24 protein-coding genes are annotated in these 25,418 nt (G+C 70.2%); 13 read left to right on the forward strand and 11 right to left on the reverse strand.

Annotated elements, in window-relative coordinates:
- The first annotated feature begins 38 nt into the window (after nt 1-38).
- Entirely contained in the window at nt 39-314 is a 276-nt protein-coding gene (locus tag ACFO6S_RS00590; protein WP_378413145.1) for an Lrp/AsnC family transcriptional regulator, read from the forward strand.
- Between the two features lie 63 nt (nt 315-377).
- On the opposite strand, the gene trpD is transcribed toward ACFO6S_RS00590, so the two are convergent.
- Together trpD and ACFO6S_RS00600 are read right to left on the reverse strand one after the other, a co-directional pair.
- On the reverse strand, nt 378-1,409 hold the full coding sequence (gene trpD / locus ACFO6S_RS00595) for an anthranilate phosphoribosyltransferase (protein WP_378413147.1): 1,032 nt from the start codon (nt 1,407-1,409) through the stop codon (nt 378-380).
- A 43-nt stretch (nt 1,410-1,452) separates the two neighbouring features.
- On the reverse strand, nt 1,453-1,941 hold the full coding sequence (locus tag ACFO6S_RS00600) for a hypothetical protein (protein WP_378413149.1): 489 nt from the start codon (nt 1,939-1,941) through the stop codon (nt 1,453-1,455).
- A gap of 126 nt (nt 1,942-2,067) precedes the next feature.
- Here ACFO6S_RS00600 and ctaE point away from each other — a divergent pair, with 126 nt between their 5' ends.
- From ctaE to qcrB, 4 genes are all read left to right on the forward strand, one after another.
- Nucleotides 2,068-2,679 (forward strand): aa3-type cytochrome oxidase subunit III, encoded by a 612-nt coding sequence (gene ctaE, locus ACFO6S_RS00605; protein WP_378413150.1) that lies wholly within the window; start codon nt 2,068-2,070, stop codon nt 2,677-2,679.
- A gap of 62 nt (nt 2,680-2,741) precedes the next feature.
- Entirely contained in the window at nt 2,742-3,593 is an 852-nt protein-coding gene (gene qcrC / locus ACFO6S_RS00610) for a cytochrome bc1 complex diheme cytochrome c subunit (protein WP_378413152.1), read from the forward strand.
- Nucleotides 3,590-4,726 carry a cytochrome bc1 complex Rieske iron-sulfur subunit gene (gene qcrA / locus ACFO6S_RS00615; protein ID WP_378413154.1) on the forward strand — a complete coding sequence of 379 codons (1,137 nt, stop codon included), beginning with the start codon at nt 3,590-3,592 and terminating at the stop codon, nt 4,724-4,726. The genes qcrC and qcrA overlap by 4 nt, the downstream gene beginning before the upstream one ends.
- Complete coding sequence (qcrB, locus tag ACFO6S_RS00620) at nt 4,723-6,390, forward strand: cytochrome bc1 complex cytochrome b subunit (protein ID WP_378413155.1); 1,668 nt, start codon at nt 4,723-4,725, stop codon at nt 6,388-6,390. The genes qcrA and qcrB overlap by 4 nt, the downstream gene beginning before the upstream one ends.
- A gap of 673 nt (nt 6,391-7,063) precedes the next feature.
- Here qcrB and ACFO6S_RS00625 read toward each other — a convergent pair.
- The 3 genes from ACFO6S_RS00625 to ctaC form a co-directional block, all read right to left on the reverse strand.
- The gene (locus tag ACFO6S_RS00625; RefSeq protein ID WP_378413157.1) at nt 7,064-8,347 is read right to left on the reverse strand and encodes a hypothetical protein; all 1,284 of its coding nucleotides are present in this window, start codon (nt 8,345-8,347) and stop codon (nt 7,064-7,066) included.
- A 156-nt stretch (nt 8,348-8,503) separates the two neighbouring features.
- Nucleotides 8,504-8,920, reverse strand: coding sequence for a cytochrome c oxidase subunit 4 (locus ACFO6S_RS00630; protein ID WP_378413159.1), 417 nt, complete (start codon nt 8,918-8,920; stop codon nt 8,504-8,506).
- 48 nt (nt 8,921-8,968) lie between these two features.
- Nucleotides 8,969-10,039 (reverse strand): aa3-type cytochrome oxidase subunit II, encoded by a 1,071-nt coding sequence (gene ctaC / locus ACFO6S_RS00635; RefSeq protein ID WP_378413161.1) that lies wholly within the window; start codon nt 10,037-10,039, stop codon nt 8,969-8,971.
- Between the two features lie 204 nt (nt 10,040-10,243).
- Here ctaC and asnB point away from each other — a divergent pair, with 204 nt between their 5' ends.
- The gene (asnB, locus tag ACFO6S_RS00640) at nt 10,244-12,169 is read left to right on the forward strand and encodes an asparagine synthase (glutamine-hydrolyzing) (RefSeq protein ID WP_378413162.1); all 1,926 of its coding nucleotides are present in this window, start codon (nt 10,244-10,246) and stop codon (nt 12,167-12,169) included.
- Between the two features lie 26 nt (nt 12,170-12,195).
- Here asnB and ACFO6S_RS00645 read toward each other — a convergent pair whose 3' ends face one another.
- The 3 genes from ACFO6S_RS00645 to ACFO6S_RS00655 form a co-directional block, all read right to left on the reverse strand.
- Complete coding sequence (locus ACFO6S_RS00645; RefSeq protein WP_378413164.1) at nt 12,196-13,161, reverse strand: carbohydrate kinase family protein; 966 nt, start codon at nt 13,159-13,161, stop codon at nt 12,196-12,198.
- 221 nt (nt 13,162-13,382) lie between these two features.
- Nucleotides 13,383-13,733, reverse strand: a complete 351-nt coding sequence (locus tag ACFO6S_RS00650; protein ID WP_072847385.1) for an iron-sulfur cluster assembly accessory protein — start codon at nt 13,731-13,733, stop codon at nt 13,383-13,385.
- 39 nt (nt 13,734-13,772) lie between these two features.
- Complete coding sequence (locus tag ACFO6S_RS00655) at nt 13,773-14,864, reverse strand: glycerate kinase family protein (protein ID WP_378413166.1); 1,092 nt, start codon at nt 14,862-14,864, stop codon at nt 13,773-13,775.
- Between the two features lie 45 nt (nt 14,865-14,909).
- Between ACFO6S_RS00655 and ACFO6S_RS00660 the strand changes: the two genes are divergently transcribed.
- The 4 genes from ACFO6S_RS00660 to ACFO6S_RS00675 are packed head-to-tail and all read left to right on the forward strand — an operon-like array spanning nt 14,910 to nt 18,049.
- Nucleotides 14,910-15,575, forward strand: coding sequence for a DUF3043 domain-containing protein (locus ACFO6S_RS00660; protein ID WP_378413168.1), 666 nt, complete (start codon nt 14,910-14,912; stop codon nt 15,573-15,575).
- Between the two features lie 3 nt (nt 15,576-15,578).
- On the forward strand, nt 15,579-16,130 hold the full coding sequence (locus ACFO6S_RS00665) for a bifunctional adenosylcobinamide kinase/adenosylcobinamide-phosphate guanylyltransferase (protein WP_378413170.1): 552 nt from the start codon (nt 15,579-15,581) through the stop codon (nt 16,128-16,130).
- A 19-nt stretch (nt 16,131-16,149) separates the two neighbouring features.
- Nucleotides 16,150-17,277 carry a nicotinate-nucleotide--dimethylbenzimidazole phosphoribosyltransferase gene (gene cobT / locus ACFO6S_RS00670; RefSeq protein ID WP_378413172.1) on the forward strand — a complete coding sequence of 376 codons (1,128 nt, stop codon included), beginning with the start codon at nt 16,150-16,152 and terminating at the stop codon, nt 17,275-17,277.
- Nucleotide 17,278: 1 nt separating this feature from the next.
- On the forward strand, nt 17,279-18,049 hold the full coding sequence (locus tag ACFO6S_RS00675; protein ID WP_378413173.1) for an adenosylcobinamide-GDP ribazoletransferase: 771 nt from the start codon (nt 17,279-17,281) through the stop codon (nt 18,047-18,049).
- A 73-nt stretch (nt 18,050-18,122) separates the two neighbouring features.
- On the opposite strand, the gene ACFO6S_RS00680 is transcribed toward ACFO6S_RS00675, so the two are convergent.
- Together ACFO6S_RS00680 and gcvT are read right to left on the reverse strand one after the other, a co-directional pair.
- A complete protein-coding gene (locus ACFO6S_RS00680) occupies nt 18,123-19,226 on the reverse strand; it encodes a branched-chain amino acid aminotransferase (protein WP_378413175.1) in 1,104 nt (367 codons plus the stop codon).
- Nucleotides 19,227-19,285: 59 nt separating this feature from the next.
- Nucleotides 19,286-20,386, reverse strand: a complete 1,101-nt coding sequence (gene gcvT / locus ACFO6S_RS00685) for a glycine cleavage system aminomethyltransferase GcvT (protein WP_378413177.1) — start codon at nt 20,384-20,386, stop codon at nt 19,286-19,288.
- A 119-nt stretch (nt 20,387-20,505) separates the two neighbouring features.
- Between gcvT and ACFO6S_RS00690 the strand changes: the two genes are divergently transcribed.
- Complete coding sequence (locus ACFO6S_RS00690; protein ID WP_378414031.1) at nt 20,506-22,014, forward strand: leucyl aminopeptidase; 1,509 nt, start codon at nt 20,506-20,508, stop codon at nt 22,012-22,014.
- A gap of 58 nt (nt 22,015-22,072) precedes the next feature.
- Here ACFO6S_RS00690 and ACFO6S_RS00695 read toward each other — a convergent pair whose 3' ends face one another.
- A complete protein-coding gene (locus tag ACFO6S_RS00695) occupies nt 22,073-22,417 on the reverse strand; it encodes an oxidoreductase (protein ID WP_378413178.1) in 345 nt (114 codons plus the stop codon).
- 280 nt (nt 22,418-22,697) lie between these two features.
- Here ACFO6S_RS00695 and sucB point away from each other — a divergent pair, with 280 nt between their 5' ends.
- Nucleotides 22,698-24,407, forward strand: a complete 1,710-nt coding sequence (gene sucB, locus ACFO6S_RS00700; protein WP_378413179.1) for a 2-oxoglutarate dehydrogenase, E2 component, dihydrolipoamide succinyltransferase — start codon at nt 22,698-22,700, stop codon at nt 24,405-24,407.
- A gap of 113 nt (nt 24,408-24,520) precedes the next feature.
- Complete coding sequence (locus tag ACFO6S_RS00705) at nt 24,521-25,411, forward strand: TIGR01777 family oxidoreductase (RefSeq protein WP_378413180.1); 891 nt, start codon at nt 24,521-24,523, stop codon at nt 25,409-25,411.
- The last annotated feature ends 7 nt before the right edge of the window (nt 25,412-25,418 follow it).

The raw sequence follows: 25,418 nt of genomic DNA on the forward strand, positions 1-25,418 counted from the left end.
CGATCTACCAGGATCCACAGCTGTACACAAGGAGCGAGATGATCAACGCCATCGTCCTCATTCACGCCGAGGCGAACCGGATCCCGGAGACCGCCCAGGCCGTGGCCGACATCCCCGGCGTGTCCGAGGTCTACTCGTGCGCAGGCGACGTCGACCTGATCGCCGTCGTGAAGGTCCGCGACCACGCCCAGATCGCCGACGTGGTCACCGGCGTCATCAACAAGGTGGACGGCGTCGTGCGGACGACGACGCACATCGCCTTCCGCTCCTACGCCAGCGCCGACGTCGAGGCAGCCTTCTCCATCGGGGAGTGACGGCCCCGCCGTCCGTCGGAGAGTGACGGCCCCGCCTGCGAACGACGGGCGCCGCCCACGCCGCTAGGCCAGCGAGGAACTCACGCTCACCCAGCGGTCCAGCAGCACGGCCGCCGCACCGGTGTCGATCGCCTCGGCCGCTCGCACCATGCCGGACCGCAGGGCCTCGTCCAGACCGTTCTCGAGCCCACTGTGGGCGGCGATCGCACCGGCCGCATTGAGCACCACGGCATCGCGCACCGCACCCCGCTCGCCTGCCAGCACCGCCCGGGCGATCGCCGCGTTGACCTCGGCGTCCCCGCCGCGCAGGGCCTCCAGCGGGACCCGCTCGATCCCGAGGGCGGTCGGGTCGATCCGGTCCTCGCGCACCCGGCCGCCGGAGACGACGAAGACGGTGCTCGTGGTGGAGGTGGTGATCTCGTCGAGCCCGTCGTCGCCGCGCACCACCAGCGCCGACGTGCCGCGACCGGCCAGCACACCCGCCACGACGGGCTGCAGGTCCTCGAACGCGCAGCCGATCAGGCCGGCCCGCGGACGTGCCGGGTTGGTCAACGGCCCGAGCACGTTGAACACGGTCGGGATGCCGATCTCCTTGCGCGCGGCACCGGTGAATCGGAAGGCCGGGTGGAACGTCGGCGCGAAGCAGAACCCGATGCCGACCTCGCGCACGCACTGGGCGACCGCATCCGGTGCCAGGTTGATACGGACGCCGAGCGCCTCGAGCACGTCCGCCCCGCCGCTCTTCGACGACGACGCCCGGTTGCCGTGCTTGACGACGCGGATCCCCGCGGCCGCCACCACCACCGAGGCCATCGTCGAGATGTTGACCGTCTGCTGGCGGTCACCGCCGGTGCCGACGACGTCCACCGCGTCACCGTCGACGTCGATGGTCCGCGCGTGCTCGAGCATCGAGTCGGCGATGCCGGACACCTCGGCGGCCGTCGGCCCCTTCATCTTCAGCGCGATGCCGAACGCCGCGATCTGGGCCGACGTCGCGTTGTCCGACATGATCTCGTCCATCGCCCACGCCGTCGTCGCGGAATCGAGATCACGCCCGTCCGTCAGCGCGCCGAGTACCTCTGGCCAACTTCCCATCGCAACTGCCTCTTCCCTCGCGCCCGCTGAATTCGGATGCAGCCTAGTCAGTGCCGCCTGCGCGATCCTGCGGCGGCTGCAGTGCGTCCCATCCGAGTGCCCACCCGCCTGCGCGCTGCGCGAGACCCGCCATCCGGGAGCGCTCCTGCGAACAGTGCACCGCGTCGAGCACCTCGGTGCGCTGCACCACCAACGCGACCAGCCCGGCGTCCACGTCCGCGGGCACCGCCCGGTAGGCCGGCGCCCCGCCTGCGGCCACCGCGTCCGTCGACGCCTCCGTGTAGCCGGTCTGGGCCGCGATCCCGACCAGCCACTCGCGCCGGTCGGCCGGCACCCGCAGATGGTGCCGCAGGACGGCCTCCGCGGAGGCCGTCCACCGCGGTTCGGACTCGGCCGCGCGGTCCAACGCGCGGCTGCACGCCTCGGCGTCGTCGAAGCTCTCCGCGACCACCACCAGATCGCTCCGGCCGCGGTCCAGAGGGACCGCCCGCCGACGTCCGAACAGCCCCCGCCACCAATGTCTCTTTTCCATTGACTCACCATCGCACAGCGGTCTACCTGCACAATCGTCCCGGCGTGCATACTTGGTACGGGCTACGACGCGCCCATCTCGGACCCGGGTACTCATCTCTTACGACAAGGCGTCATACTTCTGTCTGTGACGAGCGCAGTAGGGACCCAAGGATCCGCAATCACCCAGCGCGTGCACTCGCTGAACCGGCCGAACATGGTCAGCGTCGGCACCATTGTCTGGTTGTCCAGCGAGTTGATGTTCTTCGCTGGTTTGTTCGCGATGTATTTTGTCGCGCGCGCGCAGGCGAACGGCAACTGGCCGCCGGAGCCCACCGAGCTGAACCTCATGCTCGCGGTCCCCGTGACCGCAATTCTGGTGGCCTCCTCTTTCACCTGCCAGATGGGCGTTTTCGCCGCCGAGCGAGGTGACGTATTCGGCCTCCGACGGTGGTACACCATCACCCTGATCATGGGCACGGTCTTCGTGCTCGGGCAGGGCTACGAGTACTACCACCTGGTGCACACCGGCACGACGTTCTCGAGCAGCGCGTACGGCTCGGTCTTCTACATGACGACCGGCTTCCACGGACTGCACGTGATCGGCGGCCTGGTTGCCTTCGTGATCCTGCTCGTGCGTACCAAACTCAGTAAGTTCACCCCCGCGCAGGCGACCTCTGCCATCGTCGTCTCGTACTACTGGCATTTTGTCGACATCGTGTGGATCGGCCTGTTCGCCACCATCTACTTCATCCGCTAGAAGCTGAACGCGGTACTCAGCCCAGTCCGTTCAGTCCGTCCCGCGAGACCAAAGGGATACAGATGAGTTCATCCCCCCCTTCAGCAGTCGCCGACAGCGCGTCTGCCTCGAAAACCCGTCGTCAGCGAAAGTTCCGTAGGCGCGTCACCGGCGCCATGGTCCTGATGATGGGGCTTGTCGGCGCAGGCTTCCTCGCCGCGGCCCTGACCCCCACCCCGCAGGTAGCGACCGCGTCTGACGACTCGGCAGCGCTCATCCGCGAGGGCAAGCAGCTCTACGACACGTCCTGCATCACCTGCCACGGTGTCAACCTGCAGGGCGTTCAGGACCGTGGCCCGAGCCTCATCGGCGTCGGCGAGGCCGCCGTCTACTTCCAGGTCTCGTCGGGTCGCATGCCGGCCGCACGCAACGAGGCTCAGGTGCTGCGCAAGCCGCCGAAGTTCGACGCGAGCCAGACGGACGCCATCGGCGCGTACATCCAGGCCAACGGTGGCGGCCCCACCGTCATCCGGGACGCCAACGGCGAGGTCGCGTCGACCTCCCTGCGGGGCGACGACATCGCGCGCGGCAGCGAGCTGTTCCGGCTCAACTGCGCGTCGTGCCACAACTTCACCGGTCAGGGCGGCGCGCTGTCCTCCGGCAAGTTCGCGCCCCCGCTGGAGCCGGCGAGCGAGCAGCAGATCTACCAGGCCATGCAGACCGGTCCGCAGAACATGCCCAAGTTCTCCGACCGCCAGCTGAGCCCGGACGAGAAGCGGGACATCATCGCCTACGTGAAGAACTCGGCCGAGGCCAGCAACCCCGGTGGCTACGGCCTCGGCGGCCTGGGCACCGGCCCCGAGGGCATCGCCATGTGGGTCATCGGAATCGCCGCTGTCGTCAGCGCAGCGCTGTGGATCGGAGCAAGGTCATGAGCGACGCCGGTCACGGCGATACGCCACGTATCCCCACCGAGGACGAACTCGCGGCAATGAGCCGTGACGAGCTCGTCGAACTCGGTACCAACCTCGACGGTGTCGACGTGGCGTTCCGCCGCGAACGCTGGCCCGTCAAGGGAACCAAGGCGGAGAAGCGCGCTGAGCGCTCCGTCGCCATCTGGTTCACGATTGCCGGTCTGGCCGCTCTCGCGTTCGTCGGTGTCTTCCTCTTCTGGCCCTGGCAGTTCAAGGGCGTCGGCGAGGAGGGCTACAGCGCGTACAACCTGTACACGCCGATGCTCGGCCTGACCATGGGCATCGCGATCCTCGGTGTCGGCGTCGGTGCGGTGCTCTTCACCAAGAAGTTCATCCCCGAAGAGATCTCCATCCAGGACCGCCACGACGGCGGCTCCTCGCTGGTCGACCAGAAGACCATCGTGGCCGAGCTCAGCGACTCGCTGGAGACCTCCACGCTCGGTCGGCGCAAGCTGATCACCCGCAGCCTCGGCTTCGGTGCCGGCGCACTCGGTGTCATGGCGATCATGCCGCTCGGCGGCATGATCAAGAACCCGTGGGCCAAGGGCGACAAGTCCGACCTGTGGACCACCGGTTGGACCCCGAAGTTCCCCGGCGAGACCATCTACCTGCGCCGCTACACCGGCCGCACCGACGACATCGTCCTGGTGCGCCCGGAGGACCTGGACGCAGGCGGCATGGAGACGGTGTTCCCGTTCCGCGAGTCGGAGCGTGACGACCCGAAGGCCCTCGGACACGCCCTCAAGCGTGCCGACAACCCGATCATGTTGATCCGCCTGCGCACCGAGGACACGGCCCGCGCCGTCAAGCGTCGCGGCCAGGAGAGCTTCAACTACGGCGACTACTTCGCGTACTCGAAGCTGTGCACCCACCTGGGCTGCCCGACCTCGCTGTACGAGGCGCAGACCAACCGGATCCTCTGCCCGTGCCACCAGTCGCAGTTCGACGCCCTGCAGTACGGCAAGCCGATTTTCGGACCGGCCGCCCGTGCACTCCCCCAGTTGCCGCTCACGGTCAACAAAGAGGGTTTCCTGGTCGCCAACGGTGACTTCGTCGAAGCTGTCGGACCCGGATTTTGGGAGCGTCCCTCATGACAACCACCACCGGCGGCCAGTCCAAGGTCGCAGTTCACGCCGCCAAGGCGGGCGAGAGCATGGACTCCCGCTACCACCTTGCGGCCGGCATGCGCAGGCAGATCAACAAGGTCTTCCCGACCCACTGGTCCTTCCTGCTCGGCGAGATCGCGCTCTACAGCTTCGTCATCCTGCTCGTCTCGGGTGTCTACCTGACCCTGTTCTTCGACCCGTCCATGGCGGAGACGATCTACCAGGGCTCGTACCAGCCGCTCCGCGGCGTCGAGATGTCCCGGGCGTACGCCACGGCGCTGAACATCTCCTTCGAGGTGCGCGGCGGCCTGTTCGTCCGTCAGATCCACCACTGGGCCGCACTGATGTTCGCCGCGTCGATCATCGTGCACCTGCTGCGCATCTTCTTCACCGGCGCGTTCCGACGCCCGCGTGAGGCGAACTGGGTCATCGGCTGCCTGCTGCTGATCCTGGCGATGTTCGAGGGCTTCTTCGGCTACTCCCTGCCCGACGACCTGCTCTCCGGCACCGGCCTGCGCGCCGCGCTGTCCGGCATCACGCTGAGCGTCCCGGTCGTCGGCACCTGGCTGCAGTGGCTGATCTTCGACGGCGACTTCCCCGGTCAGCTGATCATCCCCCGCCTGTACGTGGCGCACGTGCTGCTGCTGCCCGGCATCATCCTGGCCCTGATCGGCGCGCACCTGGCGCTGGTCTGGTACCAGAAGCACACCCAGTTCCCCGGCACCGGCCGCACCGAGCAGAACGTGGTGGGTGTCCGCATCCTCCCCGTGTTCGCGGTCAAGTCCGGCGCGTTCTTCGCCATCACCTTCGGCATCCTCGCGCTGATGGGCGGCCTGATTCAGATCAACCCGATCTGGAACCTGGGTCCGTACAACCCGTCGCAGGTGTCCGCAGGCGTCCAGCCCGACATCTACATGATGTGGACGGACGGCATGGCCCGCCTGTGGCCGGCGTGGGAGATCTACCTGTGGGGCACCTACACGGTCCCGGCGGTGTTCGCGGTCGCGATCATCATGGGTCTGGTGTTCACGGTCCTGATCGCCTACCCGTGGATCGAGAAGAAGTTCACCAAGGACGACGCACATCACAACCTGCTGCAGCGTCCGCGTGACGTCCCGGTGCGTACCAGCCTCGGCATGATGGCACTGACGTTCTACGTCATCCTGACCGTCATGTGCATCAACGACATCATCGCGTACAAGTTCGACATCTCGATCAACGCGACGACGTGGATGGGCCGCATCGGCATCGTGATCCTGCCGCCGATCGCCTACTTCCTCACCTACCGGTTCTGCCTGGGTCTCCAGCGCAGCGACCGCCAGGTGCTCGAGCACGGCATCGAGACCGGCGTGATCAAGCGTCTGCCGCACGGTGAGTACGTCGAGATCCACCAGCCGCTCGGCCCCGTGGACGACCACGGCCACCCGATCCCGCTCGAGTACATGGGTGCCGCGGTCCCGAAGAAGATGAACAAGCTGGGTTCGGCCGGCAAGCCGGGCTCCGGCAGCCTGCTGACCGCCGACCCGGTCGAGGAGTCCGAGGCCCTCAAGGCCGCGGAGCACAAGAACGAGCACGAGCAGCTCGCGATCCTCAAGGCCTACCAGGACAAGACCTACGGCCACAGCACGTCCGACGACGACGGCAAGCACTGATCACCGTCTAGCCGTCAGCCGCGAAGGCCCCGAACTCGATTCGAGTTCGGGGCCTTCGCCGTTTCCGACCGGGGCGCTCCTCCCCCGTCTGTGAGGGGCACGTCGGATGCACTCCCCTGGCGCCGTCACACGCCTTGTGACGTGGCCACACAGGCGAAGCCCGCACCAACACGTGTGTGACGGCGTCAGCGAGCGTGTGATGCCGCGGAACGTCCCCGAGCCGGCCCCACTTCCGGCGGAGACGACGGCAGGGTGTTCACCCATCAGCGCGGTTCGGGTTCACCTATCCCTTTCAACGAGCCCCGCGGGTGAACGAGCATTCCTGGAATCGGTCAGTCAGTCGTGGCGGATGTCAGGCGACAACTCGAATGCCGCTCCCTCAGTGGGCCGTTCGTGCTTCGTGGCCGCGCAAGCGACTCGGATACCCCGGTGCACGCGTGGATGGCGACCGGAATACGCCGATTCCGGAATGATCAGGGCAGTTGTCTCGCAGTGGGCGAGGCGGTACCGGTCGAGCCACCACCGGCACGAGCACACCGGCAGTCGGTTGCTCGCCGTGGACGGCAAGGATGGGCGGGCCCGTCCGACGACGTTAGGTCCCGTTTCGCAGTCGTGGAGACCTGGCCGGTCCCGAAACTGGTCAACCTGTCCAACCCGCATGCAACGCACTTCATCACTCAGGTTCCTCTGCCGACGGCGATTGCTCCGTCGGACGTCGTTGCAACCACCACATGGCGACTCCGGAGACCGCCACTGCAGCAACCGTCACTCCGGTCGAGGCTGAGAGCCACGCACCCGACGACGGCCTGTGCGACGTGGTCAGGGGTGTGTAAGCGGTCCACCCGAACTGAGCGATCACCGGCACGGTGACAGCAGCGGGAGCCGCCAGGGAGATCGCAGTGGAGGGCGCACTCGACGGCAGACACGCCGCCACCGTGAAACCTGCTGCCCACGGCAGTACAAGCTCCGTGGCACCGACATGCAGCATGTCCCACGGCTGTTCGTCGAACACGGCCGACACCACCACGACCGCGAGCGCGGCAACGCCGGCAAGGGGGTACGGCCATCGTCGTCCACATACCGCGCCGAGCACGATCAACACAGCAGGTATGAGCAGAGAAGGCCACGAGTCGGTGGACAATCCGGAAACGCCGTAGCCGGTTGAAATCACCGCCAAGGCGGCGAGCAACACCATCCCGTGGCGACGAGGAAGCCACAGAGAGCCAACGACGAAGACCGGCACCAGCACCAGTCCGAACACCCAGTGTCCTTGTGTTGTCACCGATGTGGAGCTCATGCCGACGAGGGCGCGGACGAACGACCAGTGGAGCAGCACGCCGACCACCGGCACTGCAACGCCCACCGCCAGCACGCGGACCAGCCCGTCGTCCGTCGTCAGGTCGGGCACACCGAAGGCGCCCCGCCGAAGCGCGATCAGCAGCGCCACCGCGATCATCGCCAGCAGGCTCAGCATGACTGTGTCGGCCGGCTCGGCAGAGACCGGGAGATAGTCGGCATAGCGTCTAGAGGGCGTCGATCGGTATCTCTCGATCGGCGCGGCGAGTAGAAGTCCCCCGATGGCTCCCGTCGCCAAGGCGGTCTGGAGAACTGGACGGGCATGCGTGCTGCACAGTCCGGTGAGTGCTCCCAAGAGCAACCCTGCACCGACGGATTGGGGATAGAGCCCCCAGTGCCATGGACCGGGCAACGCCGCGACGGCCAGCAGTATGAGTCCCAGCGTGGCGGTCCAGGCCAAGGCGCTGGAGCGCCTGACGAGGACGACAGTGACCAAGGCGGTAATCGAGCCGAGGGCCGCGCCAACAGTCGGGCTGTGGACTACGGCGTACGCGCTGTTGCCGGAGAGTATGGCGAAGTTTCCGGGCATCGTCGAGGTCAATGCGATGGTGGAAGCGAACCCGCCCAGCAGAAGGGATGCGATTGCCGCGGTGCGGTTCATGTCCTAGAGGGTCGCGTGCGACGACGGATCGGTCCAGTGGGACACGCTTTTGAGACAACCTCGCGGGCCAGACTTGCACGGGGCCGACCACAGAAAACGCCTGGGGCGCCGAACCGTAGTGGTTCGGCGCCCCAGGCGGAGGTTGTGCGGGTGTTGCTAGTGCTTCTCGGGTCCGAGGTGGTACTCGAAGACCAGTCCGCAGACGGTCACGATGACCAGGACCGCACCGACGAAGATCATCCAGGGCTGGAAGAACGCCAGCGCGACCGCGGTGAACGCGGCGGCAAGGGCCAGCAGCGCCGGCCAGTAGCTGCCCGGGCTGAAGAAGCCCAGATCGCCTGCGCCGTCCGCAATCTCGGCGTCGTCGTAGTCCTCGGGGCGGGTGTCCAGGCGACGCGCCACGAAGCGGAAGTAGGTACCGATGATCAGGGTCAACCCGGCCGACAGCGCGATGGCGGTCAGACCGGCCCACTCGATGCCCGTCCTCGATGCGGCGGTGAAGATGCCGTAGACGATTCCGACGAGGATGAAAAACACCGTCAAAATCTCAAAGAGCTTGGCTTCGATATTCATTTCAGCTCGTCCTTCAGCGGTTGATGGGTCGGGGGTGCCTGCGCACGGCTACTGGTACTCGCCCTCGAGCACGTCGGTCGCCTGGCGGTAGGTGCGCTCGGTGTTGAACGGGTGCGTGGAGGTGGCGAGGGGAGCCTCACCGATCTCCGCGAGCGCCTCGGCGGTGCTCAACGCGCGTCCACCCTCTTCGACCGGCTTGCGCAGTTCGATGTACTCGTTGAACTTCTCCGGGCTCACGGCGCGGACCTCGAAGTTCATCATCGCGTGGTAGGTACCGCACATCTCGGCGCAGCGCCCGACGAAGGCGCCTTCCTTCTGGATCTCACTGATCTGGAAGACGTTGTCCGAGTGGTTTTCCTTCGGGTTCGGCATCACGTCGCGCTTGAAGAGGAACTCCGGCACCCAGAACGCGTGGATGACGTCGGCGGCGTTGAGGACGAACTCGACACGCTTGCCGGTCGGCAGCACGAGGACCGGGATCTCGTCGGAGGTACCGATGGTCTCGATCTTGTCGTAGCGCAGGAACGACAGGTCGTTCTTGCCCTTGCCTGCCAGCGGGCCGGGCACGACGTGGCCGTGCACTTCCTGCTCCGGGGCGGGCGCCTCCGCGGCGGCCTGTGCCTCGACGTTGATGCCGTCGTACTTGGCGGTGCCCTCACCCATGTCGATCGTGCGGTAACCGAACTTCCAGTTCCACTGGTAGGCGGTCACGTCGACGACGACGTTCGGGTTGTCCTTCTTCTCGTGGACGTAGTTCTGCACGACCACGGTGAAGTAGAAGAGCACGGCGATGATGACGAACGGCACCGCGGTGTAGAAGAGCTCCAGCGGGACGTTGTAGGCCGTCTGCCGCGGGAACTCGGGAGAGTCCTTCTTCTTCCGGTGGAAGATGACCACCCAGAAGGTCAGGCCCCACACAATCACGCCCATGAACAGGGCGGCGACGACCGACCAGGTCCACAGCTCACGCATCCGCTCAGCCTGAGGGGTAATGCCCGACGGCCATCCGAACCGGAGTACCGGGTTGTCGATGGAACAACCCGACAGCAGCATGGCGACTAGGCCCAATGATGCTGCTAGCCCCGCCCGCCGAAGGATCCGACTCTGCGCCACGTTCACGCCTTCCTGATCGCTGCAAATTTGAGAAGGGCACGCCCAATGGGCAGCCCGAATACTACGCAGCGTAGACCAAAGCTGCCGCCCATCCACCGTCGGGTCAGAACCAGCGATTCGCCGAGACTGCGGCATACTTTCACTCATTCGTGAATTGGCCCCGCGAACTGCGGGGCAATCCCCTATGCGTGAAAAGAGGTAGCGGACGCTGTGTGCGGACTGCTCGGGCTACTGACCTCCACCGGCACCACCGAAGACTGCGTCTCCCGCGTCGACGCGGCGATGCACTGCCTGCGCCACCGCGGCCCCGACGAGCACGGCACGTGGCACGACGCCGACCTGGTCTTCGGCTTCAACCGGCTCTCGATCATCGACATCGACAACTCGCACCAGCCGCTGCGCTGGGGCCCGCCGGAGAACCCAGAGCGGTACGCCCTGACCTTCAACGGCGAGATCTACAACTACCTGGAGATCCGCGCCGAGCTTGCCCGTGACCACGGCGCCACCTTCCACACCGAGGGCGACAGCGAGTCCATCGTCGCGGCGTTCCACTACTGGGGCCCCGACGCGGTTCGCCGGCTGCGCGGGATGTTCGCCTTCGCCATCTGGGACACCGAGACGCGCGAGCTCTTCCTGGCCCGCGACCAGTTCGGTATCAAGCCGCTGTTCCTGGCGACCGGCCCGGGCGGCACCGCGTTCGGCAGCGAGAAGAAGAGCCTGCTCGAGCTGACCGAGCTGATCGGCATCGGCATCGATCTGGATCCGCGCGCGATCGAGCACTACACGGTGCTCCAGTACGTCCCGGAGCCGGAGACCCTGCACGCCGACATCCGTCGCCTCGAGTCCGGCTCCTACGCCTGGGTGCGGCCCGGCGAGGCGCCGCGGATCGCCCGGTACTTCACGCCGACCTTCCCGGCGAAGCCGTTCGCCGCCGGCACCGAGGCGGCCCGGTACCGGGAGATCGCCGAGGCGCTCGAGGACTCCGTCGCCAAGCACATGCGCGCCGACGTCACCGTCGGGTCGTTCCTGTCGGGCGGCATCGACTCCACCGCCATCGCGGCGCTGGCGATGCGGCACAACCCGAACCTGATCACCTTCACCACCGGATTCGAGCGGGAGGGCTACTCGGAGGTCGACGTCGCCGCCGAGTCGGCGGCCGCGATCGGCGCCCGGCACGTGGTCAAGGTCGTCAGCCCGGCCGAGTTCGCGGCCGCGATCCCGGAGATCATCTGGTACCTCGACGACCCGGTCGCGGACCCGGCGCTGGTGCCGTTGTGGTTCATCGCGAAGGAGGCCCGCAAGCACGTCAAGGTGGTGCTCTCGGGCGAGGGCGCCGACGAGCTGTTCGGCGGCTACACCATCTACCGCGAGCCGATCTCGCTCAAGCCGTTCGAGTACCTGCCGGCGCCGCTGCGCCGGGCCGTCGGCAAGCTCTCCGACCGGATCCCGGAGGGCACCCGCGGCAAGAGCCTGCTGCACCGCGGCTCGATGACGCTCGAGGACCGCTACTACGGCAACGCGCGCAGCTTCAGCGACGCCCAGCTGCGCAGCGTGCTGCGGGACTTCCGGCCCGAGTGGACGCACCAGGACGTGACGGCGCCGATCTACGCGCAGTCGCGGGACTGGGACCCGGTCGCGCGGATGCAGCACCTGGACCTGTTCACCTGGATGCGCGGCGACATCCTGGTCAAGGCCGACAAGATGACGATGGCGAACTCGCTCGAGCTGCGGGTGCCGTTCCTCGACACCGAGGTCTTCGAGGTGGCCTCGCGGGTGCCGCAGGACCAGAAGATCACGAAGACGACCACCAAGTACGCGCTGCGTCAGGCGCTGGAGGGCATCGTGCCTGCACACGTGCTGCACCGGGCGAAGCTGGGCTTCCCGGTGCCGCTGCGGCACTGGCTGGCAGGCACCGAGCTCTTCGACTGGGCGCACCTGCAGATCGAGCAGTCGCAGACCGACCACATCTTCGACAAGGCGGCGGTCGCGGCGATGCTGAACGAGCACCGCGACGGTCCCCTCGACCACAGCCGGCGGCTGTGGACGGTGCTGTGCTTCATGGTGTGGCACGGCATCTTCGTCGAGAAGCGCATCGTGCCGCAGATCCAGGAGCCGGTCTACCCGGTCAACCTGTAGGCGCTGACGCGCTCGTGCGCGGCCGCCTACTTCAGCAGGGCACCGATCTCCTCGGCCGCCTCGGCGCCGTACGCGTCGGCCAGCCGCGTGATCGCGTTGTCGCGGTCCAGCGTCCACTCCTGGGTGCCGACGGTCTCGAGGACCAGCACCGCGACCATCGAACCCAGCTGCGCGGACCGCTCGAGGCTGAGCCCGGCGCTCTGCCCGGTCAGGAAGCCGGCCCGGAAGGCGTCGCCGACACCGGTCGGATCCACCTTCTCCTTCTCCGGCACGACGCCGACCCGCACGAAGTTGCCCTCGGCGTCGACGATCTCGACACCCTTGGCCCCGAGCGTGGTCACCCGCAGGCCCACCTGCGCGGCGATCTCGGCCTCGGTGAGCTCGGTCTTCTGCAGCAGCAGCGCCCACTCGTACTCGTTGGTGAACAGGTACTTCGCGCCACCGATCAGTTCCCTGGCCTCGGCGCCGGAGAGCCGGGCCAGCTGCTGCGAGGGGTCCGCGGCGAACGGGATCCCCAGCTCGCGGCACTGCTCGGTGTGCCGGGTCATCGCGGCCGGGTCGTTGGCGCCGACCAGCACCAGGTCGACGCCTGCGGGCAGGTCGGCCAGCGAGATGTCGCGGGCCTCGCTCATCGCACCGGGGTAGAACGACGCGATCTGCGCCATGTCCTGGTCGGTGGTGCAGACGAACCGGGCCGTGTGCGCGGTCTCGGAGATCCGGACCGAGTCGCAGTTCACGCCGTGGCCCTCGAGCCAGGTCCGGTACTCCGCGAAGTCGGCGCCGACGGCCCCCACCAGCAGCGGCGACCCGCCGAGGACGCCCATGGCGTAGGCGATGTTGCCGCCGACGCCGCCCCGCCGGACCTCCAGGTCGTCGACGAGGAAGCTCAGCGAGATGTTCTGCAGCTGGTCGGCGAGCAGCTGCTCGGCGAACCGACCGGGGAACCGCATCAGGTGGTCGGTGGCGATGGAACCGGTGACGGCGATTGTCACGCTCGGGGGCCTTTCGGTTGATGGGGACGGCTCGGTCGGCGGGGAGGCTTCCCCCGGCCTCGGTGCGCCGCGAAAACGATCACGCTACCGGCCCGGCACCCGGCGGCGGAAACACCGACCGACCGGGCCGGCGCGGGTGCCGACACAACAAAGACGCGGAACCCCGTCGGGGTTCCGCGTCGGTTGCGCTGGCGTTCACACGGCGCGAGCCGCGAGATCGATCAGTTGAACGAGTCTCCACAGGCGCAGGAGCCGGTGGCGTTCGGGTTGTCGATCGTGAAGCCCTGCTTCTCGATGCTGTCGACGAAGTCGATGGATGCGCCCTCGACGTACGGTGCGCTCATCCGGTCCACGGCCAGGCTGACGCCGCCGAAGTCGACGATCAGGTCACCGTCGAGGTTCCGATCGTCGAAGAAGAGCTGGTAACGCAGTCCCGCACAACCGCCCGGCTGCACGGCGATGCGCAGCGCGAGGTCGTCGCGACCTTCCTGGTCGAGCAGCGCCTTCGCCTTTGCGGCCGCGGCATCGGTCATGACGACCTTGTGCGCGGTCGTCTCGTTCTGCACAGTCATGGGCTCTCCCTGTTCGCTCGTGCCAAACCCGTGAACGCTTCAACGGTACCTCGTCGTCGGGTATTCCTTTCCCGCGTCCCCGGCCACGACGGCCACCAGCAGCCGCAGCTGCCGGTCCGCGTCGGACATCGCGAGCTCCACCGACCCGGCGTACTCGGCGACCGAGTACACCCGGGCCAGCCCCGCCGCCGCCCAGGTCTCCCGGTCCAACCGCACCTGACCGGCCACGACTACCGCGGGAACGCCGTGGCGACGCGCCGCCCGGGCCAGTTCGACCACGAGCTTGCCGCGCAGCGACTGCTCGTCGAACCTGCCCTCCCCGGTGAGCACCAGGTCCGCCGCCGCCAGCAACTCGTCCTGACCGGTGCCCGTGGCGACCACCGCCGCACCCGAGCGCCTGCTCGCGCCGAGCGCCAGCAGCGCCGCGCCGATACCGCCCGCCGCCCCGGCACCCGCCGCGTCCGCGACGGACCGCCCGGCCGCGTCGGCCAGCACCGCGGACCAGGCCGCGTTGCGACGCTCGAGCAGCCCGACGGTGGCCGGGTCGGCGCCCTTCTGCGGGCCGAACACGGCCGCCGCGCCCACCGGGCCGAGCAGCGGGTTCTCCACGTCCGTCGCCGCGACCAGACGCACCCCCGCGAGCCGGTCCGCCGCGGACCGCACCGCGTCGGCGCCGGATCCGTCGCCGAGCCGCTCGAGGAGCCCGCGGCCGCCGTCCGTGCAGCAGCTCCCGCCGAGCCCGACCACCACGGTGGTGACGCCCGCCGCCACGGCCGCCCGGATCAGCTGACCGACGCCGCCACTGCCCGCGGCGACGGCCGTCTCCGGGTCCGGCGGTCCGGGCAGCAGGTGCAGTCCGCAGGCCTGCGCGGACTCGATGTAGGCGGTCTCGCCGACGCGCAGCCACTGGGCCCGCACCGGGCCGCCGAGCGGCCCGTCCACCACCTCGTCGTGCCGCTCGCCGATCCGGGTGGCCAGCACGTCCACGAACCCGGGGCCGCCGTCGGACTGCGGCGCGAGCACCAGCTCGTCGTCCGGCCGCGCGCGGGCCCAGCCCGACGCCATCGCGGTCGCGGCGGCCGTCGCGGTGAGCGTCCCGCCGAATGAGTCCGGTGCGATCAGTACGCGCATCGGCCGAGTGTAGGGGTCCGGGGCGGCACGAAGTAGCCTGGTGATGTGAAACTGCTGCGCCGAGGTAACCCCGACAATTCCGACAACGGCGACCGTGAGGTCGCCCAGTCGAGTGCCGTCGAACCGACCCCCGCACCCGATCGCCCCGTCACCGAGGGCAAGGGTCGCCCGACACCGAGCCGTCGCGAGGCCGAGGGCAAGCGCCGCGGGCCCGTCGCCCCGGCGCCGCTGACCGCCAAGGAAGCTCGGGCCCGGCGCAAGCAGACCCAGGGTTCCAAGGAGGAGCGCAAGGTCGCCGCGGCCGAGCGTCGCGCCACCGCGTCCGACCGGCGCGCCCGGATGCTCGCAGGCGAGGACAAGTACCTGCTGCCCCGCGACAAGGGCCCGGTGCGGGCCTTCACCCGCGACCTCGTCGACTCGCGCCGGCACCTGGTCGGGCTGTTCATGCCGCTGGCACTGCTGCTGATCATGGCGATGTTCCTCAACCCGAGCGTCCAGGCCCTGGTCACCCTCGGCATGCTGGTGATGATGCTGTTCATGGGCGTCGAGGGCTACGTCATGGGCCGCCAGATCAACAACCGCGTCCGCGAGCGCTTCCCCGAGACCACCGACGGCGGGTTCAAGCTCGGCTGGTACGCCTTCGTGCGGGCCTCGCAGATCCGCAAGATGCGCGCGCCCGCGCCGCGGGTCTCCCCCGGCGACGCCGTCTAGCCGGTGCACGACGCCGCCGCGCCGAGGCGCACCCTGGTTCTCGGCGGCGCCCGCTCCGGCAAGTCCGGGCAGGCCGAGTCACTGATCGGCGCGGCGACCGGCGAGCCGGTCCGCTACGTGGCGACCTCCCGGCTCGATCCGGCCGACGCGGACTGGGCGCAGCGGGTGCACGAGCACCGGGTGCGACGGCCGGCGACCTGGTTCACGGTGGAGACCGCGTCGGGTGCCGGGCTCGCCGAGGTGCTCCGCGACGGCTCCGCACCGACCCTGGTCGACGACCTGGGCACCTGGCTGACCGCCGAGATGGACGCCGCCGACGCCTGGGAGCTGCCGCGCGGCACGCTCGACCCGCGGGTGGACGAGCTCGTCGACGCGGTCACCGACTATCCGGGGCGACTGGTGCTGGTCAGCCCGGAGGTGGGCCTGGGTGTGATCCCCGAGACCCGTTCGGGCAGGCTGTTCCGTGACGAGATCGGCGCACTGAACGCCCGCCTCGCCCGCGCCTGCGACGAGGTACTGCTCGTGGTGGCGGGCCTGGCCGTGACACTGAAGTGACAAACGTGAAAGGTCAACCGTGACAACCGAATCGACCGGCCCGGCAATCTCGGCCCGCGCCACCGCTGCCACTTTCGACCCCGTCGCGCACCCGTCCGCGGCCGCCCGCTCCGCCGCGAACGCCCGGCAGCTCCAGCTCACCAAGCCCACGGGCTCCCTCGGCCGGCTCGAGACGCTCGGCAGCTGGGTCGCCGGCTGCCAGGACCGGTGCCCGCCGCAGCTGTTCGCCCGCCCGCGGGTGGTGGTCTTCGCCGGCGACCACGGCGTCGCCCGGCACGGGGTGTCCGCCTACCCCGCCGAGGTGACCGCGCAGATGGTCGCGAACTTCCAGGCAGGCGGCGCCGCGGTCAACGCGCTGGCCGCGATCACCGGCGCCGGGGTCCGCGTCGTCGACATCGCCGTCGACTCGGACACCGACGCCGCGGTCTCCACCCACAAGGTGCGCCGGTCCAGCGGGTCCATCGATCGCGAGGACGCGCTCACCGAGGACGAGACCCTGCGCGCGATCGCCGCGGGCCGGGCCATCGCCGACGAGGAGGTGGACTCCGGTGCGGACCTGCTGATCGCCGGCGAGATGGGCATCGGCAACACCACCCCCGCGACGGTGCTGATCGCCTCGCTCACCGACACCGAACCCGTCGCCGTGGTCGGCCGTGGCACCGGCATCGACGACGCCGGCTGGGTCCGCAAGACCGCGGCCGTGCGGGACGCCATGCGCCGGGTCCGGCCCGTGGTCAAGGACCCGGTCGCGCTGCTGCGCGTCGGGTCGGGTGCCGACCTCGCCGCGATGGCAGGCTTCCTGGCGCAGGCCGCGCTGCGCCGGACCCCGGTCATCCTGGACGGCGTGGTGGTCACCGCGGCCGCGATGGTAGCCGAGGAACTGGCGCCGGGCGCCCGGTTCTGGTGGGTCGCCGGGCACCGCTCCACCGAGCCCGCGCACTCGCTGGCGCTCGACCACCTGCAGCTCGAGCCGCTCGTCGAGATGGACATGCGCCTCGGCGAGGGCTCCGGCGCCCTGGTCGCGCTCCCGCTGCTGCAGGCCGCGGTCGCGACGCTGGCGAACATGTCCACCTTCGCCGATGCCGGGGTCAGCACCGGCGCCGCCGACGCCGACGAGACCGCCGACGTCGACGCCGACCCGAGCTGACGTGACCGCCGCCCTCGACGGCCTCCGCCTGGCGCTGTCCTGGCTGACGGTGCTGCCGGGGCTGCACGACCCGGACCGGCTGGCGCCGGACCGCGTAGCGGGCGGCCGCGCGATCGCCGCCACCCCGGCGGTCGGGGTGCTGCTCGGCGCGGGCGCGGCGGCCCTGATGTGGCTGTGGACAACCGCCGGCCTCGATCCCGCACTCGCCGGGCTGCTCACCGTCGCCGCGCTGGCACTGCTCACCCGCGGCATGCACGTGGACGGGCTGGCCGACACGGTCGACGGGCTGGGCTGCTACGGCGACCCGGCCCGGGCGCTCGAGGTGATGCGCGGCGGCGGCGTGGGGCCGTTCGGTGCGGCGGCGCTGGTGGTCTGCCTCGGCGCGCAGGCACTCTCGTTCGGTGCGCTCGCGAGCGCCGGGCAGTGGCTCGGCCTGGCCGCCGCGGTCACGGCCGGCCGGGTGGCCGCCGTGCTGGCCTGCAGGCGCGGGCTGTCCGCGGCGGCGCCGACCGGGTTCGGCGCGCTGGTGGCCGGCACCCAGTCGCGGTGGGCGTGCGCGGGCTGGTCGCTCGCACTCCTGGCTGCCGCGTCCGCCGCGGTGCCGGGCCGCTGGTGGCAGGGCCCGCTGGTGGTCGCGGCCGCACTCGGGCTGACCGTGCTGCTGACCCGGCACTGCGCCCGCCGGTTCGGCGGCGTCACCGGCGACGTGCTGGGTGCCTCGATCGAGGTGACCGTGACCGTGGTCGCGGTGGGGTTGCTTCTCGGCGGTTGAGCCCGACCGTCCACACCCGGAAACGAAAGCGGCCCACCACCTTTCGGTGCGTGGGTCGCTTCCGCGAAACGAGTCAGGCGAGCGTGCTCATCCAGCCGTGGATGTCCTCGAAGGTGCCGCGCTGGATCCCGGTGAGGGTGTCGCGCAACGCCATCGTCACCACGCCGGGCTCGCCGCCGCCGATGCTGAACTCGCCTGCCGCGGACTTGACCCGGCCGACCGGGGTGATGACCGCGGCGGTGCCGCACGCGAACACCTCGGTGATCTCGCCGGAGGCCGCCTTGGTGCGCCACTCGTCGGTGCTGATCTTGCGCTCCTCGACCGCGAAGCCGGCGTCGGCGGCCAGGGTGAGCAGCGAGTTGCGGGTGATGCCCGGCAGCAGCGAGCCGGACAGCTCCGGGGTGACCAGCCGCGCGTCGGGCCCGGAACCGAAGACGAAGAACAGGTTCATCCCGCCCATCTCCTCGACGTAGGTCCGCTCGATCGCGTCGAGCCAGACCACCTGGTCGCAACCCTGGTCGGCGGCCTGCGCCTGCGCGACCAGCGAGGCCGCGTAGTTGCCGGCGAACTTCGCCGCGCCGGTGCCGCCGGGTGCCGCGCGCACGTACTCGGTGGACAACCACACGCTGACCGGCTTGACGCCCTGCGGGAAGTAGGCGCCTGCGGGCGAGGCGATCAGCATGTAGCGGTACCGGTTGGCCGGCCGGACCCCGAGGCCCACCTCGGTGGCGATCATGAACGGCCGCAGGTACAGCGCGGCCTCGCCACCGGCGGCGGGCACCCAGTCCCGGTCCACGGCCAGCAACTCGGTGATCGACCGGTGGAACAGCTCGTCGGGCAGCTCCGGCATCGCCAGCCGGACCGCCGAGTGGCGCAGCCGCTCCGCGTTCGCGCCGACCCGGAACGACGCGATGGTGCCGTCGGGCTGCCGGTAGGCCTTGAGACCCTCGAAGATCGCCTGGCCGTAGTGCAGCACCATGGCCGCCGGGTCCAGCTCCATCGGCGCGTACGGCTGCACGGTCGCGTCGTGCCAGCCCACGCCCTCGGTGTAGTCGATCGTCACCATGTGATCGGTGAAGACCCTGCCGAATCCCGGGTCCGCCAGTACCTGGTCGCGGGTCTCCGCGGACACGGGCGAGGAGTGGCGGACGTGCGTGAACTCGAGGGCACCAGTCATGGCGAGGATCCTATCGAACGCCGGGGACGACCCGACGGCGTGCTCGCTCAGGTCCCCCGTCACTTGGTGTGCAGCGGGACGAACGGCGGGTTGACGATCTCGCACCGCAGCGCCCGCCCGCGGACGTCCACCGTCACCTCGTCGCCCGCCGCGAGCGCCGCGTCGGAGTTCAACAACGCCAACGCAATACCGACCTTGAGCGTCGGCGAGAAGGTTCCGGAGGTGGTCTCGCCGACCGCGACACCGTCGCGGAGCACCGTCTGCCCCTGCCGCAGCACGCCGCGGTCGAGCGCCCGGATGCCCCACATCTTGCGGGCCGGGCCGGCCGCCTTCTCGGCAACCAGCGCGTCCCGGCCCCAGAACGCGGGCTTGCGCCAGCCGATCGCCCAGCCGCAGCGGGCGTGCAGCGGCGAGATCTCGGTGGACAGCTCGTGCCCGTGCAGCGGGTACCCGGCCTCGGTGCGCAGGGTGTCGCGGGCGCCCAGGCCGGCCACCTCGCCGCCCGCCGCGCGGACCGCGGCCACCAGGGCCCGGAACACCGCCTCGCTGCCGTCCCAGGTGGGCAGCACCTCGTAGCCGTGCTCGCCGGTGTACCCGGTGCGGCACACCCGCACCGGCGCGCCTTCGAAGAGCGCGTCCTCGAAGGCCATGTAGTCCATGCCGGACGGAAGGCCGAGCGCGGCAAGGACTTCGGCGGACCGCGGTCCCTGGACGGCCAGGACGGCGAAGTCGCGGTGCTGGTCCTGCACGGTCACCCCGGCCGGCGCCTGCGCGGCCAGTGCGGCCACCACGGCGGCGGTGTTCGCGGCGTTGGGGACCAGGAACACCTCGTCGTCGCTGACGTAGTAGGCGATGAGGTCGTCGACGACGCCGCCGGCCTCGGTGGCGCACAGCGTGTACTGGGCCTGGCCCGGGCCGATCTTGCCGAGGTCGTTGGTCAGCGTGGAGTTCACGAAGTCGGCGGCCCCGGGGCCCGAGACGAGGGCCTTGCCGAGGTGGCTGACGTCGAACACGCCGACGTTCTCGCGGACCGCGGTGTGCTCGGCGACCGTGCCGGCGTAGGAGACCGGCATCTGCCAGCCGCCGAACGGCGCGAAGGTCGCACCGAGCTCGGTGTGTACGGCGTGGAGGGGGCCCTGCAACAGGTCGACGTCACTCATGGGTGCCAGGCTAACGGACCGGGCCCGGCCTCGACGAAGGCGAACAGCGGAGCCACCCGAACTAGGGTGACTGGCAGTTTGTCCGCCCCCTGACGAAGGAGTGCACCGTGAGTGCCGCCCTGTCCCCCGCATCCCCGCTCGGACCCGCCCTCGCGCTGGCCGGCAAGATCTCTGCCCGCGCGGAGGTCCTGGTCATCGGTCTCACCGCCGGTCCCGACGGCCCCGAGCCGTCGGTCGGCGAGGCGCTCGACGACGCCGCCGTCGAGACGGTCCTGGCGCACCTGACCGCGGTCGGCGCGACCGGTCGCGCGGAGGAGCTCACCCGGATTCCCGCCCCGGAGGGCCTGGGCGTGAGCAGCATCCTCGCGGTCGGCCTCGGCCGGGCCGACGACGTCGACGCCGAGCAGGTCCGCAGGTCCGCGGGCGCGGCCGCCCGCGCGCTCGCAGGCACCGGGACCGCGACGACGACGCTGTCCGCACTCGACCTCGAGGCCGCCGCCGAGGGCTTCTTCCTCGGCGCGTACTCGTTCACGTCCTACAAGTCGAAGTCGGCGCCCGGCCCCGACGCGCAGCCGCTGGCGCGCGTGGAGTTCCTGGTCGAGTCGCCGCGTGCCAAGGCGTTCAAGGACGTCCTCGCTCGGGGCGCCGCGATCGCCGAGGCCGTCGCCACCGCCCGCGAGTTCGTCAACTCCCCGCCGAGCCACCTGTACCCGGCCGAGTTCGCCGCGCGCGCAAAGGCACTCGGCACCGACGCCGGACTGAAGGTGCAGGTGCTCGACGACAAGGCGCTCGAGAAGGCCGGCTACGGCGGCATCGTCGGCGTCGGCAAGGGGTCCTCGCGACTGCCGCGCCTGGTCCGGATGACCTACACCGGCGTCGCCCGCAAGTCCGCGCCGTCGGTGGCGCTGGTCGGCAAGGGCGTGACCTTCGACACCGGCGGCATCTCGATCAAGCCCGCCGCGGGCATGGAGGCGATGACCTCCGACATGGCCGGCGCCGCCGCGGTGATCGCCACCGTGGTCCTCGCCGCGAAGCTGGGCCTGAAGGTCAACGTGACCGCGACCGTGCCGATGGCGGAGAACATGCCGTCGAGCACCGCGCAGCGGCCCGGCGACGTGCTGACCCAGTACGGCGGCACCACCGTCGAGGTGATCAACACCGACGCCGAGGGTCGGCTGATCCTGGCCGACGCGATCGTGCGGGCCTGCGAGGACAAGCCGGACTACCTGATCGACACGGCGACCCTGACCGGCGCCCAGATGGTGGCACTCGGCAACCGCACCCCCGGCGTGATGGGCACTGACGAGTTCCGCGACCGGGTCGCCCGGATCTCCCAGGAGGTCGGCGAGAACGCGTGGGCGATGCCGATGCCCGCCGAGCTGCGCGCCGACCTGAACTCGAAGGTCGCCGATCTCGCCAACGTCACCAACCACCGCTGGGGCGGCATGCTCGCGGCCGCGATCTACCTGCGCGAGTTCGTCGCCGAGGGCATCGAGTGGGCGCACATCGACGTCGCGGGTCCGGCCTACAACTCGGGCGGACCGTTCGGGTACACCGGCAAGGGCGGCACCGGCGTCCCCGTGCGGACGATGATCGCCGTGCTCGAGGACATCGCCGACAACGGCTAGTCGGCCGGGCGCGGGGTGCCTGTCCGGTAGCTGCGGCCACCGGACAGGCACCCCGCGCTCACGCGCCCTGGGCGCGCTTGCGCAGGATCTTCTGCCGCGCGTCGTGGTCGCGCATCCGCTGCGGGTACCCGGTCTTGCGGACGTCGTAGACGGGTATGTGGAGGTCCTCACCGAGCCGACGGGCACCGCGCTCGCCGCCGACCGGCCGACGGGTCCACTCGCCGTCGGCGGCCACCAGCACCACGGTGACCGGGGTGACCGTTGTCTGCGGCTCGACGTACGCCTCCACGCCGAGGTGACCGTGCACCCAGTTCGCCAGGTACTGCGCGTCCGCCGCCGAGGCGGCGTCGCCGTGGCCGAACACCCCGCGGCGCGCCTTCGAGAACCTGTTGAGCAATCCCACGATTCCTGCTCCTCACCGGACGTCGATGCCGATCGCGAGGTCCATTCTCAAGTTTGCCAGCAGTTCCTGTGCGGCATTTGAGGTACCTGTGACCGGCCCCTCACCGGACGCCGCGATCCCGTCAATGGAAGGATGGGGCGACGGAAGTTTCGGGTCGGGACGGTCGGGGCAGTTCCCGACCGCAATCGACCCAGTTACGCCGGCACTACTGCACAATGAATTTCGACCACAAGTCGACAAACTCAACAAACCCGAACACAACTGTCGAGGAGTCAAAAGCATGGCCTTCTCCGTCCAGATGCCAGCCCTTGGTGAGAGCGTCACTGAGGGAACTGTCACGAGGTGGCTCAAGCAGGAGGGCGACACGGTAGAGCTCGACGAGCCCCTGCTCGAGGTCTCCACCGACAAGGTCGACACCGAGATCCCGTCCCCCGCTGCCGGCGTTCTGACGAAGATCGTCGCCCAGGAGGACGACACCGTCGACATCGGCGGCGAGCTCGGAATCATCGGCACCGCGGACGAGGCTGCAGCCCCGGCAGCGGCTCCCGCGCCTGCGCCCGTCGAGGCGGCCCCGGCCCCCGCCGCAGCCACTCCGGCCCCCGCCGCTCCGGCCGCGCCCGCCGCACCCGCGGCACCCGCCTCCGGTACGTCGATCACGATGCCGGAACTCGGCGAGTCCGTCACCGAGGGCACCGTCACCCGCTGGCTCAAGGCCATCGGCGACGAGGTCGCTGTCGACGAGCCGCTGGTCGAGGTCTCCACCGACAAGGTCGACACCGAGATCCCGTCCCCGGTCGCGGGCACGCTGCTCGAGATCACCGCGCAGGAGGACGACACCGTCGCCGTCGGCGGCCAGCTCGCCGTCATCGGTTCCGGCGCGCCCGCACCGGCGGCTCCCCCGGCACCGGCCGCACCCGCACCCGCACCGGCAGCTCCCGCACCGGCAGCTCCCGCACCCGTGGCCGCACCGGCACCGGCACCGGCAGCTCCCGCACCGGCACCGGCTCCGGCAGCTCCCGCGCCCGCCGCCGCACCGAGCGGTGACGCCACCCCGTACGTCACCCCGCTGGTCCGCAAGCTGGCCACCGAGAACAACGTGGACCTGTCCACCGTGACCGGCACCGGCGTCGGCGGCCGGATCCGCAAGCAGGACGTGCTCGCCGCCGCCGAGGCCAAGAAGGCTCCCGCCGCCGCCGCGCCCGCCGCCGCCGCTGCTGCTCCCGCAGCTGCCGCACCGGCCGCAGGCGTCCGCCCGGAGCTCGCGCACCTGCGCGGCACCACCCAGAAGGTCAACCGGATCCGCCAGATCACGGCGGTCAAGACCCGGGAGTCGCTGCAGGGCACCGCGCAGCTCACCCAGACCTTCGAGGTCGACGTCACCAAGATCGTCGCCCTGCGCGCCCAGGCCAAGGCCGGGTTCGCCGAGCGCGAGGGCGTCAACCTGACCTTCCTGCCGTTCTTCGCGAAGGCCGTCGTCGAGGCGCTCGGGGCACACCCGAACGTCAACGCCAGCTACAACGAGGCCGCCAAGGAGATCACCTACCACGCCGCCGAGCACCTCGGCATCGCGGTGGACACCGAGCAGGGTCTGCTCTCCCCGGTCATCCACAACGCCGGCGACCTGTCGCTGGCCGGCCTGGCCCGGTCGATCGCGGACATCGCCAAGCGCGCGCGCAGCGGTGGCCTCAAGCCGGACGAGCTGTCCGGTGGCACCTTCACGATCACCAACATCGGCAGCCAGGGCGCCCTGTTCGACACCCCGATCCTGGTGCCGCCGCAGGCCGCGATGCTGGGCACCGGCGCGATCGTCAAGCGCCCGATGGTGATCACCGACGAGAACGGCAACGAGTCCATCGGCGTCCGGTCGATGTGCTACCTGCCGCTCACCTACGATCACCGCCTGGTCGACGGTGCCGACGCCGGTCGGTTCCTCACCACGATCAAGCAGCGACTCGAGGAAGCCGCGTTCGAGGCCGATCTCGGCCTGTAGTTCGCGACACCCGCCGACCCGGCCGGGCAACCGCCACCGGGTCGCGCATGTTCGCCCGTCGGGGCACCATCGACACTGATGGTGCCCCCGACGGCGTGAAGGAGGCAGAACCGATGCGCGTGACCGTCGCCGGCTCGTCCGGCCTGATAGGCACCGCCCTGGTGGCCGCGTTGCGCGCAGACGGCCACGAGGTGCGTCGACTGGTCCGACGGCCCGCCGCCGGGCCCGACGAGTTCCGCTGGTCCCCGCCGGAGCGGGACATCGCGCCGGGCGCACTCGCCGGCGTCGACGCGGTGGTGAACCTGTGCGGAGCCGGCATCGGCGACCACCGCTGGACCGGCGCCTACAAACAGCAGCTGCGCGACAGCCGACTGACCGCCGCCGACGTGCTGGCCACCGCGGTGGCCGAGGCCGGCGTGCCGACCCTGCTCAACGCCAGCGCCGTCGGCTACTACGGCGACACCGGCGAGCGGGCCGTCGACGAGACCGCGCCCCCGGGATCGGGCTTCCTCGCCGACCTCTGCCGGGACTGGGAGCAGGCCACCGAACCCGCCCGCGCCGCCGGGGCCCGCACCGTCGTGCTGCGCAGCGGCACCGTCGTCAGCGCGAGCGGCGGACTGGTCGGCCGACTGCGCCCGCTGTTCCGGCTCGGCCTCGGCGGCCGACTCGGCAACGGCCGTCAGTACCTGTCCTGGATCTCGCTCGACGACGAGGTCGACGCCATCGCCTTCGTGCTGCGCACCGCGACGATCGCCGGACCGGTCAACCTCACCGGCCCGGCACCGGTCACCAACGCCGCCTTCACCGAGGCCTTCGGCCGGGTGCTGCACCGGCCGACCCCGTGGACGGTGCCCGGGTTCGCCGCCACGGCCCTGGTCGGCGAGTTCGCAAACGAGGCCGTCCTGGCCGGTCAGCGGGTGCTGCCGACGGTCCTCGAGGAGTCCGGATTCGCCTTCCGGCACCACACCGTCGGCGAGGCCCTCGCGGCCGCCGTTGGGTCCTGAGCGGCCG

Origin of the sequence: Rhodococcus kronopolitis (assembly GCF_042654025.1) — a bacterium.
Taxonomy (GTDB): Bacteria; Actinomycetota; Actinomycetes; order Mycobacteriales; family Mycobacteriaceae; genus Rhodococcus_G; species Rhodococcus_G kronopolitis.